12 protein-coding genes are annotated in these 13,522 nt (G+C 66.9%); 5 read left to right on the top strand and 7 right to left on the bottom strand.

Annotated elements, in window-relative coordinates:
• Positions 1 to 74: 74 nt before the first annotated feature.
• From ABE528_RS25155 to sfnR, 5 genes are all read left to right on the top strand, one after another.
• Positions 75 to 1,091: an ABC transporter substrate-binding protein gene (locus ABE528_RS25155; RefSeq protein WP_346654376.1), complete on the top strand. Its 1,017-nt coding sequence runs from the start codon at positions 75 to 77 to the stop codon at positions 1,089 to 1,091.
• Positions 1,088 to 1,936: an ABC transporter permease subunit gene (locus tag ABE528_RS25160; RefSeq protein WP_346654377.1), complete on the top strand. Its 849-nt coding sequence runs from the start codon at positions 1,088 to 1,090 to the stop codon at positions 1,934 to 1,936. Before ABE528_RS25155 ends, ABE528_RS25160 begins: the two co-directional genes overlap by 4 nt.
• Before the next feature lie 281 nt (positions 1,937 to 2,217).
• Positions 2,218 to 2,778, top strand: coding sequence for an FMN reductase (gene msuE, locus ABE528_RS25165; protein ID WP_346654378.1), 561 nt, complete (start codon positions 2,218 to 2,220; stop codon positions 2,776 to 2,778).
• A 9-nt stretch (positions 2,779 to 2,787) separates the two neighbouring features.
• Positions 2,788 to 3,972, top strand: a complete 1,185-nt coding sequence (locus tag ABE528_RS25170; protein ID WP_152955845.1) for an acyl-CoA dehydrogenase family protein — start codon at positions 2,788 to 2,790, stop codon at positions 3,970 to 3,972.
• A gap of 9 nt (positions 3,973 to 3,981) precedes the next feature.
• Positions 3,982 to 5,082 (top strand): sigma54-dependent transcriptional activator SfnR, encoded by a 1,101-nt coding sequence (gene sfnR, locus ABE528_RS25175; RefSeq protein ID WP_346654379.1) that lies wholly within the window; start codon positions 3,982 to 3,984, stop codon positions 5,080 to 5,082.
• 71 nt (positions 5,083 to 5,153) lie between these two features.
• Here sfnR and ABE528_RS25180 read toward each other — a convergent pair whose 3' ends face one another.
• From ABE528_RS25180 to ABE528_RS25210, 7 genes are all read right to left on the bottom strand, one after another.
• Positions 5,154 to 5,567 carry a hypothetical protein gene (locus ABE528_RS25180; RefSeq protein ID WP_346654380.1) on the bottom strand — a complete coding sequence of 138 codons (414 nt, stop codon included), beginning with the start codon at positions 5,565 to 5,567 and terminating at the stop codon, positions 5,154 to 5,156.
• A gap of 117 nt (positions 5,568 to 5,684) precedes the next feature.
• A complete protein-coding gene (locus ABE528_RS25185) occupies positions 5,685 to 7,067 on the bottom strand; it encodes an MFS transporter (RefSeq protein WP_346654381.1) in 1,383 nt (460 codons plus the stop codon).
• Complete coding sequence (locus ABE528_RS25190) at positions 7,064 to 8,275, bottom strand: acyl-CoA dehydrogenase family protein (protein ID WP_346654382.1); 1,212 nt, start codon at positions 8,273 to 8,275, stop codon at positions 7,064 to 7,066. Before ABE528_RS25190 ends, ABE528_RS25185 begins: the two co-directional genes overlap by 4 nt.
• Before the next feature lie 11 nt (positions 8,276 to 8,286).
• Positions 8,287 to 9,999, bottom strand: a complete 1,713-nt coding sequence (locus tag ABE528_RS25195; protein ID WP_346654383.1) for an ABC transporter ATP-binding protein — start codon at positions 9,997 to 9,999, stop codon at positions 8,287 to 8,289.
• Complete coding sequence (locus tag ABE528_RS25200) at positions 9,996 to 10,859, bottom strand: ABC transporter permease (RefSeq protein ID WP_152955851.1); 864 nt, start codon at positions 10,857 to 10,859, stop codon at positions 9,996 to 9,998. Before ABE528_RS25200 ends, ABE528_RS25195 begins: the two co-directional genes overlap by 4 nt.
• Positions 10,856 to 11,842, bottom strand: coding sequence for an ABC transporter permease (locus ABE528_RS25205; RefSeq protein ID WP_152955852.1), 987 nt, complete (start codon positions 11,840 to 11,842; stop codon positions 10,856 to 10,858). Before ABE528_RS25205 ends, ABE528_RS25200 begins: the two co-directional genes overlap by 4 nt.
• Complete coding sequence (locus ABE528_RS25210; protein ID WP_346654384.1) at positions 11,839 to 13,473, bottom strand: ABC transporter substrate-binding protein; 1,635 nt, start codon at positions 13,471 to 13,473, stop codon at positions 11,839 to 11,841. The genes ABE528_RS25205 and ABE528_RS25210 overlap by 4 nt, the downstream gene beginning before the upstream one ends.
• Positions 13,474 to 13,522 lie beyond the last annotated feature (49 nt).

Raw genomic sequence — 13,522 nt, forward strand, 5'->3', positions numbered from 1 at the left:
AGCCTTCCTGGCGGGCCGCTCCGATCCGTCGTCTACACTTGCTCCACCCAAGGCACGCTAACGACGAGGCCCCGATGAAGAAACTTCCAACGCTGCTGGCGAGCCTGCTGCTCGCCATCGGCCTGGCCAGCACCGACAGTGCCGCATCGGCAGAGCAAGCCAAACCCATCCACTTCGGCGCCATCGGCTGGGAAAGCGGCGCCCTGACCACGGAAATCCTGCGCCACATCGTCGAACACGGTTACGGCTACCCCACCGACACCCTCCCCGGCAGTTCCGTGAGCATGGAAGTGGCGCTGGCCCGCAACGACCTGCAAGTGATAGCCGAGGAGTGGGCCGGGCGCAGCCCCGCCTGGGTCAAGGCCGAACAGGCCGGCCAGGTGTTCGCCCTGGGCGACACGGTGAAGAACGCCGAGGAAGGCTGGTGGGTACCGGCCTACGTGATCAAGGGCGACCCGGCTCGCAAACTCGAGCCGCTGGCCCCAGACCTGCGCAGCGTCGACGACCTCAAGCGCTACCCGCAGGTATTCCGCGACCCCGAGATGCCAGACAAGGGCCGCTTTCTCAACAGCCCCAGCGGCTGGACTTCCGAGACCGTCAACAGCCAGAAGCTCAAGGCCTATGGCCTGGACGGGCTGTACAACAATTTCCGCAGTGGCTCGGGCGCGGCGCTGGACGCCGAAATCAGCTCGGCCATCCGCCGCGGCCAGCCGGTGCTGTTCTATTACTGGAGCCCCACCCCGCTGATGGGCCGCTACGACCTGGTGCGCCTGCAAGAACCCCCCTTCGATGCGGCGGCCTGGGCCACCCTGACCGATGCGAAAAACCCCCACCCGAAAGGCAGCCAGTCGTTGCCTGCGAAGTTGTCGATCGGTGTGTCCAAAGCATTTCGCGAGGGCTACCCGAACCTGGTGGCAGTATTCGAGAAAGTCGAACTGCCCCTCGACCGGCTGAACAAGGCCCTGGCCGAGATGAACGAAAAGCGCCAGCCACCCACCGATGCCGCGAAGGCGTTCCTGCGCGCCAACCCCGATGTGTGGAAGGCCTGGCTGCCCGCTGACGTGGCCGGCAAGGTCGAGGCCAGCCTGTGAGCACGGGCTTCCCCGAAGCCCTGCAACTGTCCTTTGCCGACACCATCAACCGCCTGGTCGACTGGCTGGTGCTGCACTACGGCGACCACCTGCGCAGTGTCTCCGACCAGCTGCTGCAAGTGCTGGTCGGCCTGGAGAACCTGCTACGCCTGATGCCCTGGTGGCTGCTGTTGCTGCTGGTCGGCCTGCTCGCCTGGCACGCCAGCCGCAGCCTGCTGCGCAGTGCGGTGCTGGTCGCGCTGCTGGCGTTCATCGGCGTGCTTGGGCTGTGGGACAAACTGCTGCAGACCCTGGCCCTGGTGTTGGTCAGTACCGGCCTGTGCGTGTTGATCGGTGTGCCCTTGGGCATCCTCCTGGCCACCCGCCCGCTGGCCCGGCGGCTGCTGTTGCCGGTGCTGGATGTGATGCAGACGCTGCCGGCCTTTGTCTATTTGATCCCGGTGCTGATGCTGTTCGGCCTGGGCAAGGTGCCGGCAGTGTTCGCCACCTTGATCTATGCCTTGCCGCCGCTGGTGCGGTTGACCGAGCTGGGCCTGAGCCAGATCGACCCCTCATTGCTGCAGGCCGCCCACGGCCTGGGTGCCGGCCGCTGGCAGCGGCTGCGGCGCATCGCCCTGCCGCTGGCGCTGCCGAGCATCATGGCCGGCCTCAACCAATCGGTGATGATGGCCTTGTCGATGGTGGTGGTGGCATCGATGATCGGTGCCCGGGGGCTGGGTGAGGATGTGTTGGCAGGGATCCAGACGCTCAATGTCGGCCAGGGCGTGGAAGCCGGGTTGGCCATCGTCGCGCTGGCCATGGTGATCGACCGCATCAGCCAGGCGTATGGACGCAGCACTCGGTGATACCTGCACCGGCCTCATGCCTCCCAACTAAATAGGCATAAGAATATAAATTCTTATTCTTTTTTAACCAAATTCAATTCCGCTATAACTCTCCCAACTGTACAGCCGCCAACACCCGGCCAACTGTCTGCAGCGCAACACCCGATCAACAAACAACGCCCACAAGGCAACAGCGGCAGCGCATCAGTATTCGCAACCTGTTGATCCATAACGAATTAATATATCGGCACGACGATTGCTCAAGCAAAGTCCCCCGCTCAACAAGAACCGGAGACCTGCCCATGAGCACCCCATTGAACGTCGTAGCCCTGTCTGGCGGTACTAGCCGCCCATCTCGCACCTTGGCCCTGACCGAGGCCATCCTCGCCGAACTCGGCCAACACCTGCACATCAAGCCGCACCTGATCGAACTGGGCGATATCGCCCGGCCACTGGGTGCCGCGCTGTGGCGCAGCGAACTGCCCGAAGCGGTGGAGCAACAACTGCGTCTGGTGGAAAAGGCCGACCTGCTGGTGGTGACCACGCCCGTCTACCGCGGCAGCTTCCCCGGCCACTTCAAGCACCTGTTCGACCTGATCGGCCAGGACGCCCTGGTCGACACGCCCGTACTGCTAGCCGCCACCGGTGGCAGCGAGCGCCACGCGTTGGTACTCGACCACCAGCTGCGCCCGCTGTTCAGCTTCCTGCAGGCCCTGACCCTGCCGATCGGCGTCTACGCCAGCCAAGCGGAGCTTGCCGACTACCAGGTTTCCAGCGACGCCCTTGGCGCACGCATCCGCCTGGCCGCCGAGCGCGCCGTGCCGCTGTTCGGCGCCCATTACGCACTGCGTCAAAGCGCCTGAGGAACCGCCATGAATGCACCTTTGCATGCGGCCCGTCCGGCCCTGGCGGTAGCGCGCGAACTGGCCGCACAGTTCGCCCAGACCGCAGTGGAACGTGACGAGCGGGGTGGCACGCCCAAGGCCGAACGCGATGCCCTGCGCGACAGCGGGTTGCTGTCGCTGGTCATTCCCCAAGCCTATGGCGGCCAGGGTGCAAACTGGCATGACACCTTCGAGGTGGTGCGCGAGTTCGCCCGGGTCGACAGTTCGATCGCCCACGTGTTCGGCTTCCATCACCTGATGCTGGCCACCGTGCGCCTGTTCTCGCGCCCTGAGCAGTGGCAACCGTGGTTCGAGCAGACCGCGCGCAAGCACTGGTTCTGGGGCAACGCCCTCAACCCGCTGGACACCCGCACCGTAGTCAGGCACCTCGACGGCTGGTGCGAGTTCTCCGGCAAGAAGAGCTTCTGCTCCGGCGCCAGCGACTCGGAAATGCTGATCGCCTCGGCGGTGGACGAGCGCGCAGGCGGCAAGCTGCTGATCGCCGCGATCCCCAGTGGGCGCACCGGCATCACCCTGCACAACGACTGGAACAACATCGGCCAGCGCCAGACCGACAGCGGCAGCGCCACCTTTGAACGGGTGCGCGTCGAACACGCCGAACTGCTGCTCGACCCTGGGCCGTTGAGCACGCCGTTCGCCGCCCTGCGCCCGCTGATCGCCCAGCTGCACTTCGCCAACCTGTTCCTCGGCATTGCCGAAGGCGCCTTCGACGAGGCGCGCCAATACAGCCTGAAGGAAAGCCGCCCATGGTTCCGCTCGACGGCCGCCAGCAGCGCCGAAGACCCTTACGTGCTGCGCCACTATGGCGAGTTCTGGGTGGGCCTTGAGAGCGTGCGCCTGCTGATCGCCCGCGCCGCCCGCCAGCTCGACAGCGCCTGGGCCAAGGAACAGGCGCTGAGCGCCGAGGAGCGTGGCGACCTGGCCCTGGCCATCGGCACCGCCAAGGTCGCGGCCACCCGCCACGGCCTGGACATCTGCAACCGCCTGTTCGAGGTAACCGGCGCCCGCGCCACCCACGCCTCGCTGCGCTTCGACCGCCACTGGCGCAACCTGAGGACGCAAACCCTGCACGACCCGGTGGATTACCGCATCCACGAGCTCGGCGAGTGGGCCCTCGGCGGCAAGCGCCCCGCCCCATCCTTCTATTCCTAAGGATCGCTCATGCAACTGCTGACCCTCCCCCCGTCACCGACACTGGCTACCTCGATCAGGGCGACCGCACAGGTCTTCGAAGACCCCAGGTCGCAGGCGCTGCTCGCCCACCTGCAACAGGTCGCCCCCAGCGAGGCCAGCGTCCTGATCATTGGCGAAACCGGCACGGGCAAGGAGCTGGTCGCGCGCCACATCCACAACCTCAGCGGCCGGCGCAACGGCCCGTTCATCGCGGTCAACTGCGGTGCGTTCTCCGAATCGCTGGTCGAAGCCGAACTGTTCGGCCATGAAAAAGGCGCCTTCACTGGCGCCTTGGCGGCCAAGGCTGGTTGGTTCGAAGAGGCCAACGGCGGCACGCTGTTCCTCGACGAAATCGGTGACCTGCCGCTGCCGATCCAGGTCAAGCTGCTGCGCGTGTTGCAAGAGCGCGAAGTGGTGCGCCTGGGCTCGCGCAAGAGCATCCCGATCAATGTGCGGGTGCTGGCCGCGACCAACGTGCAACTGGAAAAAGCCATCAACGCCGGGCATTTCCGGGAAGACCTGTACTACCGGCTGAACGTGGTGACCCTGCAGCTGCACCCGCTGCGCGACCGCCCGGGGGACATCCTGCCACTGGCCCGGCACTTCATCCGCAGCTACAGCGAGCGGCTGGGTTACGGGCCGGTTGAACTGAGCCCCAAGGCCCAGGCCAAGCTGGTCGAATACAGCTGGCCGGGTAATATCCGCGAGCTGGAGAACGTCATTCACCACAGCCTGCTGACCTGCGGCGACGGGCTGGTGCAGGCGCAGGACCTGCGACTGTCCAACCTGCGCCTGGAGCGCCAGGAGGAAGCGCCCGTGAACCCTGGCGTGGACGATCTGCTGCTGCAGGCATTCAGCCGGTTGTATGAGGAGCAGCCTGGCGATTTGTACGAGAAGGTCGAGAATGCCTTGCTGCGTTCGGCGTACCACTTCTGCCATTACAACCAGGTGCATACCTCGCAGTTGCTGGGGCTGTCGCGCAACGTCACGCGCACCCGGCTGATTGCGATCGGCGAGCTGGTGGTGAACAAGCGCCGGGGGCAGGCGCCGCAAGTGCTGGATAACCGGGTGGTGCGGTTATCCATCTGAATGGTACCGTGGCCGGTACGGGCCTCTTCGCGGGTTTACTCGCAAAGTGGCCGGTACCGGCAACTCAAGAGTCAGTAACGATCGACCCCGCGATCATCCCCGACATCGTGATCGGCCCCGTCATCCGCGCCCTGCCCCGCACCGTTGTCATCGCCAGCCTCATTGGCTTCATGGTTCGCTTCGTGGTTAGCCTCATGGTTGGCTTCGTGATTGCCCCCGTCATCCGCGCCGCTGCGGCCCGAGCTGGCGCCGCCGCCATCGCCGCTGTGCCCGCTGCCGCTGCCGCTGCCACCACCTCCTCCGCCATGGCCTCCGCCGCCGCTGCCACCGCCTCCTCCGCCGTGACCACCGCCACCACCGCCACCGCCACCGCCACCATCCTTCGCATACGCGCTGGACGTACCGCCCAGCGAGTCAGGTAGCAACACTGCCGAAGCCGACAGCAGCGCGCCGATAGCCAAAGCCAACAAGCATTTCTTGAGCATGATGAGCCTCCGCTTGATCGAGATCCGTCAAGGCCTCCCGGCCGGATGTTTCAAGATATTTCTTGTAACTGAGCGTAGCCTGCCGCCCCATCCGTCACCAGGCAGTGAGCCGAATGGTCAGCCCGCCAAACGCCGGAACACCAGGCCAGACGCTCCGCACACCCCAGCGCACAACAGCATCACCATGGCAATGTCGGCCACCGAGGTTTCACTGCGCCCGTCCAGCACGGCCAACAGCCCCAGCATCACCCCGGCCAGGCTCACCGACATGGCCATGGTCAGCTGCACCGACATCGCCGAGAGCGAACTGGCAGCCGCCGAACGTTCTCCAGGCACGTCCTGGTAACTGGCAGCCCCCAAGGTCGAGAATTGCAGTGACCGCACCAGGCCTGCCGCAAACAGCACCAGCGCCATCAGCCAGACCGCGGTGTCGCGGTCGAAACCGGCACACAGGGCAATCCCCAGGGCGCTGAGCACCGCGTTGCAACTGAGCACCCGCCGATAGCCGAAGCGCCGCACCAGCGGCACAGCCAGCAGCTTCATCAACAGCGCACCCACGCCACCGCTGACCACCAGCCAACCGGCCGCCAGCGGGCTCATGCCCAGGCAGTTCTGCAACAGCAGCACGATCAGGAACGGCTGCGCCGCCGAACCCAGGCGAAACAGCCCGCCCCCGGCCTGGGCCACGCCGAAACTGCGCAGGCGCAACAGCGACAGATCGACCAGTGGGCTGGGGTGCCACCGGGCATGCAGCAGGTAACCCAAGGCGCAGGCCAGACCGCCAGCAACCAGCGCCAGCGCCCAGGCCTTTGGCAACTGCCCCAGCCCCAGCGACTCCAGGCCGAACACCAGCATGGCCAAGGCACCACCACTGAGCAGCAGGCCGCGCACATCCAGCGGCGGCACCGGCCGTGCCGGGTAGTCCGGCACATGGCGCAGGATCAGCCAGCAGCCGACCAGGCAGATCGGCAAGTTGACCAGGAAGATCCAGTGCCACGACAGCACCGTCACCAGCAGCCCACCGAGCAGTGGCCCGATCAACGGCCCGACCAGGGCCGGCAAGGCCAGCCAGGACATGGCTTGCAGCAGCTGTTCGCGGCTTGACCAGCGCAGGATGATCACCTGCCCCACTGGCGTCATCAACGCCCCCGCCGCCCCCTGCAGCATGCGCCCCAGGCACAGCTGCCAGAGCGTATCGGCCAGGGCGCAGGCCAGCGAGGCGGTGGTGAACAAGCCCATCGCCAGCAACATCACCCGGCGCGGGCGAAAGCGTTCGGCGGCCCAGCCACTGACCGGCACGCACAGTGCCAGGGCAAGCATGTACAGCGACACCACCAGGTTCATGCGCAGCCCCGGCTCGCCGAAGTCCGCGGCCATCTGCGGCAAGGCAGTCATCACCGCCGTGCTGTCGAGCAGCTCCATGAACAGCGCGGCGCCAATGATCACCGGCACCTTGGGGCTTTGCAGGTGGCCGGCCAGCAGGGCCGGCTGGGCGGTCAAAACAGCCCCGACACAGGTGGGCGGGTGCCTTTGAGCTGCCAGGCACCGACCACTGCTGCCTTCCACTGGCGCGGGTTGTGGTTGGCCACGGTGCGCGCGTTGCGCCAGTGCCGGTCAAGGTTGTGCTGGCGGCCGGTGGTGGAGGCGCCACCGACGTCGAACAGGGTTTCAGCCGCCTTGAGCGCCAGCTCGGCGACCAGGTACTGGGCCTGCGCAACCTCAATGGCGGCCTGTTCTACGGCGGCCTCATCCAGCTGCGCCAGCCAAGCCCTGTCGATCGTCGCTGCGGCCTTGAGTACCAGCGCCTCGGCGCCATAAGCGCGGGCAGCGATATCGCCTACCGACAGCTCCACATACGGGTCATCCACTGAACGGCTGGCCGTGCTGTGCTTGATTGGCCGGGCATGCTCGCGGGCGAAACGCGTGGCATCAGTCAGTGCGTTGCGGGCGATGCCGGCCAGGACGGTGCCGAGAAACAGCTGCAGGAACGGCGTGACGATCGTGCGCTTGCCCTCCTCCACGGTACGCGTGCGAATCTCGCTGGCCTCGACCCGCACATTGCGCAGGTGCGTGGTGCCACTGGCCGTCAGGCGCTGGCCCATGGCATCGAAATCGTCGACCAATTCCAGGCCCTCACGGTCACGCGGCAGGATGAACGACACGGGTTGCTCATCCTCATCCAATGCCACCGCGCTGACGTAATCGGCGAACAAGGCGCCGGTGCTGTAGAACTTGCTGCCGTTGGCGCGGTAGTGCTCGCCGTCACGGACCAGGCGTGCCGCAATGGCGCCGTTGGCCCCGCCCAGTTCCCAGCCGGCGTTGCCGATCACGGCGCCTTGCAGGTAACGGGCAAACCAGCGTTCACGCTCCTGCTCGGCGCCCTCGCCCTGGGCGACCAGCAGGCCTTCGACGAAAGCGAAGCCCGGGCGCAGGGCCTGGGCGACGTTGGAGTCGACCGCGGCGATCTGCAACAGCAGTTCGATCACATCGCTGACGGCGCCCCCAGGGCCGCCGTAACGGGTAGGGATCCGCACGGTGTAAAGCCCGGCTGCCGCGAGCTGGGCGATGGCTTCATGAGGCAGTTGGCGTTCGCGTTCGCGCTGTACGGCGCCTGCGCCGATGGCGGGCAACAGGGCAAGGATGCGGGCCTTGAGCTGCGCAACATTGGTCGCCGGAGCCTGGGTTGGGAAACGTTGGAAAGTGGTCATGGTTCAGTCCTTTAGATGGCGATTTTCCACAGGCGGGTTTCGTCGAACAGGTCGAAGGCTTCGTGTTCCAGGTCCAGCGGCGGCACCACCAGTTCGGCGCCGCTGCCGGGCAGGCGCGGTACCGCGCCGAGCAGCCGTTGGGTGTATGCGTGGGCCGGTCGCTCGAACAGTTGCTCGACCGGCGCCTGCTCCACCACCTGGCCGTGGCGCATCACCAGCACGTCGTCGCTGACATGACGGATCACCCCCAGGTCATGGGAAATGAACAGGTAGGCCAGGCCCAGTTCGTCCTGCAGGTCGGCCAAGAGGTCGAGCACCTGGGCCTGCACCGACACATCCAGCGCCGAGACCGGCTCGTCACAGATGATCACCTTCGGCTCACTGGCAATCGCCCGGGCGATGGCCACGCGCTGGCGCTGGCCACCGGACAGCTGCAATGGCCGGCGCTGGGCAAGGTCCGCCGGCAGGCGCACCTGATTGAGCAGCACAGCAATGCGTGCCGGTCGGGCCGCCGTTTCGACACCGGCCACCTGCAAGGCGTCATCGAGAATCTGCGCTACGCTCCAGCGCGGGTCGAACGAGCCCAGCGGGTCCTGGTAGATCACGCTGATCTCCCGACGCAACGGCCGCCGTGTTGCTTCGCTGACGGCATTGGCCGGGCGGTTCCACGGCTGGCCGCGATACAGCACTTCGCCCTGGTCGGGCTGCAGCAGGCCGAGGGTGATGCGTGCCACCGTGGTCTTGCCCGAACCGGACTCGCCGACGATACCCAGGGTGCGCCCGGCGCGCAGGGTGAAATCGACCCCCTGCACCACCTGGCGCAACAGGCCATCCGGGCCGAGGTAGCGCTTGCCCAGGCCGCGGCCTTCGAGCAGCACGTCGCTGTGCGCACGTGCCCGTGGCTCGCGGCGCACACCTGCCCGCTCCGGCGACAACCGGCTGCCACGCGGATGCTCGGCCGGCACTGCCGCCAGCAAGGCCTGGGTGTAGGGGTGGCGTGGCTGGCGCAGTACCTGCTGCATCGGCCCCTGCTCCACCACTTCGCCGTGGCGCAGCACCACCACGTCGTCGGCCAGCTGCGCGACCACCGCCAGGTCGTGGCTGATGATCAGTAATGAGGCGCCACGGGCCTTGATCTGCTGAAACACCTCGAGGATCTGCGCCTGCACCGTGGCATCCAGCGCGGTGGTCGGCTCGTCGGCGATCACCAGCGCAGGGTCCAGGGCCAGGGCACTGGCAATCAGCGCACGCTGGCGCAGGCCACCGGACAACTGCCCAGGGCGCTGTCGAGCGCGCAACTCGACGTCGGGCACGCCAACCCGCTCAAGCAGCTCATGCACCCGTGTCGCACGCGATTGGCGGTCGCCGTACTGATGCGTCTGCAGCACTTCAAGAATTTCCTTGCCCACGGGACGCAGTGGGTCGAGTGACACCAAGGCATCTTGCAGCACGAAGCCGATGTCCTTGCCACGTACCGCACGCCACTGGCGTTCGCTCAAGTCGAGCAGGTCATGCCCGGCAAAGCTCAGCTGCCGGGCGCTCACCTGGGCCTTGGCGCCGGCCAGGCCGACCAGGCTGCGGGCACTGACGCTCTTGCCCGAACCCGACTCACCCACCAGCGCCACGCATCGGCCTGGTTGCAAGGTGAAGGACAGCTCACGCACCACGCTGCGGCCTGCGAAGGCCACGTTCAGGCCTTCGACGATCAAGGTCTTGTCGCTCATGGCAGGCGCCCCTCCAGGCGTTGTTGGATGTAGCGGCCAGTCACGGTCGTGGCCAAGGTGGTGAGGACGATGAACAGGCCGGGGAAGAACGTCAGCCACCAGGCATTGGCAATGAAGTCGCGGCCCATGGACAACATGGTCCCCCACTCCGGCGCTGGTGGCCGTGCACCCAGGCCGAGGAAGCTCAGCGCCGAGGCCCAGACGATGGCCTGGCCGACGCCCATGGTCAGCGTCACCACCAGCGGCCGCATCGCGTTGGGCAACAGCTGACGCAGCACAATGCGCGAAGTCGGATGCCCCAACGCACGCGCCGCCTCGATGTAACCGGCATTGCGCACCGCCAGTACCTGGCCACGCACCATGCGCGCATAACCCGGCGCGCCGCCCAGCCCGGTGGCGACGATCAGCGGACCGACACCGCTGCCGAACACCGCCACGAACAGCAGCGCCAGCACCAGGCTGGGGAAGGCGAACAGCACTTCCAGCAGCCAGCCCAGCGCACGGTCCACCCGCGCCCCGCCAAGGCCACCGAGCAAGCCGAGGGTGATGGCGATGGCCATGGAGATGGCCGTGGCCGCGACGCCGATCAGCAGGCTTTGCCGCGCGCCGTGAATGATCCGCGCAAAGATGTCACGGCCCGACTGGTCAGTGCCCAGCCAGTGCGCCCAGCTCGGCGGCTGAAAGGCGTCACGGGGGACGATGGCCAACGGGTCGATGCGAGTAAACAGCCCCGGCAGCAGCGCGGCCAGCAGCAAGGCGAACAGGAACAGGATCGCCAGGCTGGCACCCAGCGGCGGCAGCTGCAGTTGGCGCTGCCGGCGCAACGGCGCGAGGGTTCGATCAAGGGTCAGGTCAGTCATGCTGCAGCCTCCTGTTGCCGCGGGTCGATCCACTGGTACAGCAGGTCGACCAGAATGTTCGCCAGTACATAGCCAGCCGCCACCACCAGGCTGACACCGATCACCAGGGGCATGTCCTGGGCCTGCACCGCCTGGTACAGCTGGCGGCCGATGCCCTTGCGCGAGAAGATCACCTCGCACACCACCGCACCGCTGATCAGCGCGCCGATGGCCCAGCCCGACAGCGAAACGCCTGGCAGCAAGGCATGGCGCAAGGCGTGACGGAAGCGCACGGCGAGGTCGCTGAGGCCCCGGGTGCGGGCAGTCAATACGAAGGGTTGTTCGAGGGTCAGCTCAAGGGATTCGCGCGTGACCTGGGCAATGAACCCGGCCAGCGGAATCGCCAGCGAGAACGCCGGCAGCACCAGGCTGGCAACGCTGTCGCTACCTGCGGGCGGGAACCAGCGCAAGCCGAAGGCGAACACGGCCAGCAGCACCACGCCGAGCCAGAAGTGCGGCAAGGCTGCGCTGAGGGTTTCGGCCAGCGAGGCGATGCCGCCCACCAGCCTGCCACGCCCGGCAGTTATCACCGTCAACAGCAGGACCAAGAGCCAGGCCAGTCCCAACGCGGCGATGGTCAGCTCCAGTGTCGCCCCACCCTGCTCGGCCAGCACGCGGGTGACCGGCAGGTGCTGCGAGTACGACACGCCGAGGTCGCCTTGCAGCAACCTCCCCAGGTAAAGCAGGTACTGCACAGCCAATGGCTGGTCGAGGCCGAATTCCACACGGGCAGCCTCGATGGCTTCCGGTGTCGGGTTGGCGCTGGGGCCACCGAGGATGGCCAGCACCGGGTCGCCCGGCATCAGGCGCAGGGCAAAGAAGGTCAGGCTTGCCACCGCCCACAGCACCAGCACACCGCCGCCCAGGCGGATGGCAGCGCGCCGGCCCAGGGCGGCCAGGCGTTCGCGGCGCGGGTCGGTCACCGCGAGTGTCGTCGTACTCATTTGTTCACCCATGCGTCATAGAGGTAGGTCACCGCCAGCGAAGGCTCCAGGCGCACGCCGTGGGCGGTCTTGTAGATGCCCAGGCGTGTGCTTTGCGGGTAGGTGGTGAGTTGCAAGTACTGCGCGGCGGCCTGTTGTTGCGCCTTGAAGTAACGCTGGCGGCGCTGGTCGGCGTCCTGGGTGGCCAGGGCGCTGTCGAGCAACGCGTCATAGTCTTCGTCGGCGTAACCGGAGGAGTTCTGGTGATAGCCGCCGACCCCGGCCGGCTGCACGAAGGCAGTGGTGAAGATGATGCGCAGTACGTCGGGGGTGTTGGTGTTCCAGTAGCCGGTGCGGATGTCGTAGTCCCAGGCGGCCTGGCGGGCGGTGACCTGGGCATCGCTCATCTGGTCGAGCACCAGCTCCAGGCCGGCCTGGCGAGTGGTGGCTTGCACCTGTTCCCACAAGGTCAGCTCCGAGGGTGGCGTGCGCGCGCCGATCAGCACCACGGCACGCAGGCGCTGGCCGTTCTTTGTGCGGTAGCCCTCACTGTCGCGGCTGGTCCAGCCGGCTTGGTCGAGCAATTTGGCGGCACGGGCCGGGTCGTAGTCCTGGCTGTGTTCGAAGTCGCCGCTGTAGAACGGTGTGGCGATGCTCAGCGGGCCACCGGCGCGGGGGAACTCGCCGAAGTACACGCTCTTGAGCGCCCCCTCGACATCGGCGCTGCGCACGAAGGCCTCGCGCACGCGGATGTCGTCGAAGGGTGCGCGGCGCAGATTGAAGGTGCCGTTGGTGGGGTTGCCGGGGCGCTGGGCGATGATCAGGTCCACGTCCGGGTTGCGCCGCGCGGCTTCGTGGGACTCTGGCGGCAGCGCTTCGATCACGTCGACTTCGCCGGCCTGCAAGGAGGCAAAGCGCACCGAGGGTTCCTGGATGAACTTCCAGACGATGCGGTCGAGGTAGGCCGGGCCTTGGTGCTGGGCGGTCGGTGGCGCCCAGTTGTAGTCCGGGTTGCGCACCAGCTCCACCTGGTTCTGCCGGTCCCAGCGCGCCACCTTGAATGGCCCGCTGCCCACCGGGCTTTCGCAGTTCTGGTCGCGGCTGCGCAGCAGCGCGGTGGGTGACTGGATGCCGAGGAAGCCCTGGGCCAACACTTCGAGGAAGGCCGCATAGGGCGTCGCCAGGGTGACCTCTGCGGTGTAGGGGTCAATGATCCTGGTGCCGCGGTACTGGCGGATATAGCCGCCCGCGGTGCTGGACTGGGTCTTGGGGTTGGCCATGTGGTCGAGGTTGGCCTTGACCGCCTCGGCGTTGAAGGGGGTGCCGTCGGTGAAGTGCACGTCGCGGCGCAGGTGGAAGGTGTAGCGCAGGCCGTCCGGGGAGACTTCCCAGCTTGTGGCGAGCCAGGGGCCGATCTGGCCTTGGCTGTCCATCGACACCAGCGAGTCGAGGTATTGCTGGGCGACGAATACCTGGGGCATGTCGCCGGCCACATGCGGGTCGAGGCAGGTGGGTTCGCGGTCAGTGGCGTAGACCAGGGTGCCGCCCGGTTGCGGCGTGGTGCTTTGCGCGGTGTGCTGCTCGGTCTTTCCGCAGCCGAGCAAGGCCAGTGCGGTGCAGAGCGGGATCAGGGGGAGAATGGGTGTGTTCAAGGGCGCTCCTGCGGGGACTGGGCTTTGGGAGGCCTGTTGCAGGAGTTGT

The organism is Pseudomonas sp. TWI628, from assembly GCF_039673865.1.
In the GTDB taxonomy this organism is placed as follows: domain Bacteria; phylum Pseudomonadota; class Gammaproteobacteria; order Pseudomonadales; family Pseudomonadaceae; genus Aquipseudomonas.

Excerpts from the sequence above, each read along its gene's own strand:
- ABE528_RS25155 (WP_346654376.1), top strand. The coding sequence starts at position 75 with ATGAAGAAACTTCCAACGCTGCTGGCGAGCCTGCTGCTCGCCATCGGC.
- ABE528_RS25205 (WP_152955852.1), bottom strand. The coding sequence starts at position 11,842 with ATGAGTACGACGACACTCGCGGTGACCGACCCGCGCCGCGAACGCCTG.
- ABE528_RS25195 (WP_346654383.1), bottom strand. The coding sequence starts at position 9,999 with ATGAGCGACAAGACCTTGATCGTCGAAGGCCTGAACGTGGCCTTCGCA.
- ABE528_RS25170 (WP_152955845.1), top strand. The coding sequence starts at position 2,788 with ATGAATGCACCTTTGCATGCGGCCCGTCCGGCCCTGGCGGTAGCGCGC.
- ABE528_RS25180 (WP_346654380.1), bottom strand. The coding sequence starts at position 5,567 with ATGCTCAAGAAATGCTTGTTGGCTTTGGCTATCGGCGCGCTGCTGTCG.
- ABE528_RS25190 (WP_346654382.1), bottom strand. The coding sequence starts at position 8,275 with ATGACCACTTTCCAACGTTTCCCAACCCAGGCTCCGGCGACCAATGTT.
- msuE (WP_346654378.1), top strand. The coding sequence starts at position 2,218 with ATGAGCACCCCATTGAACGTCGTAGCCCTGTCTGGCGGTACTAGCCGC.
- sfnR (WP_346654379.1), top strand. The coding sequence starts at position 3,982 with ATGCAACTGCTGACCCTCCCCCCGTCACCGACACTGGCTACCTCGATC.
- ABE528_RS25200 (WP_152955851.1), bottom strand. The coding sequence starts at position 10,859 with ATGACTGACCTGACCCTTGATCGAACCCTCGCGCCGTTGCGCCGGCAG.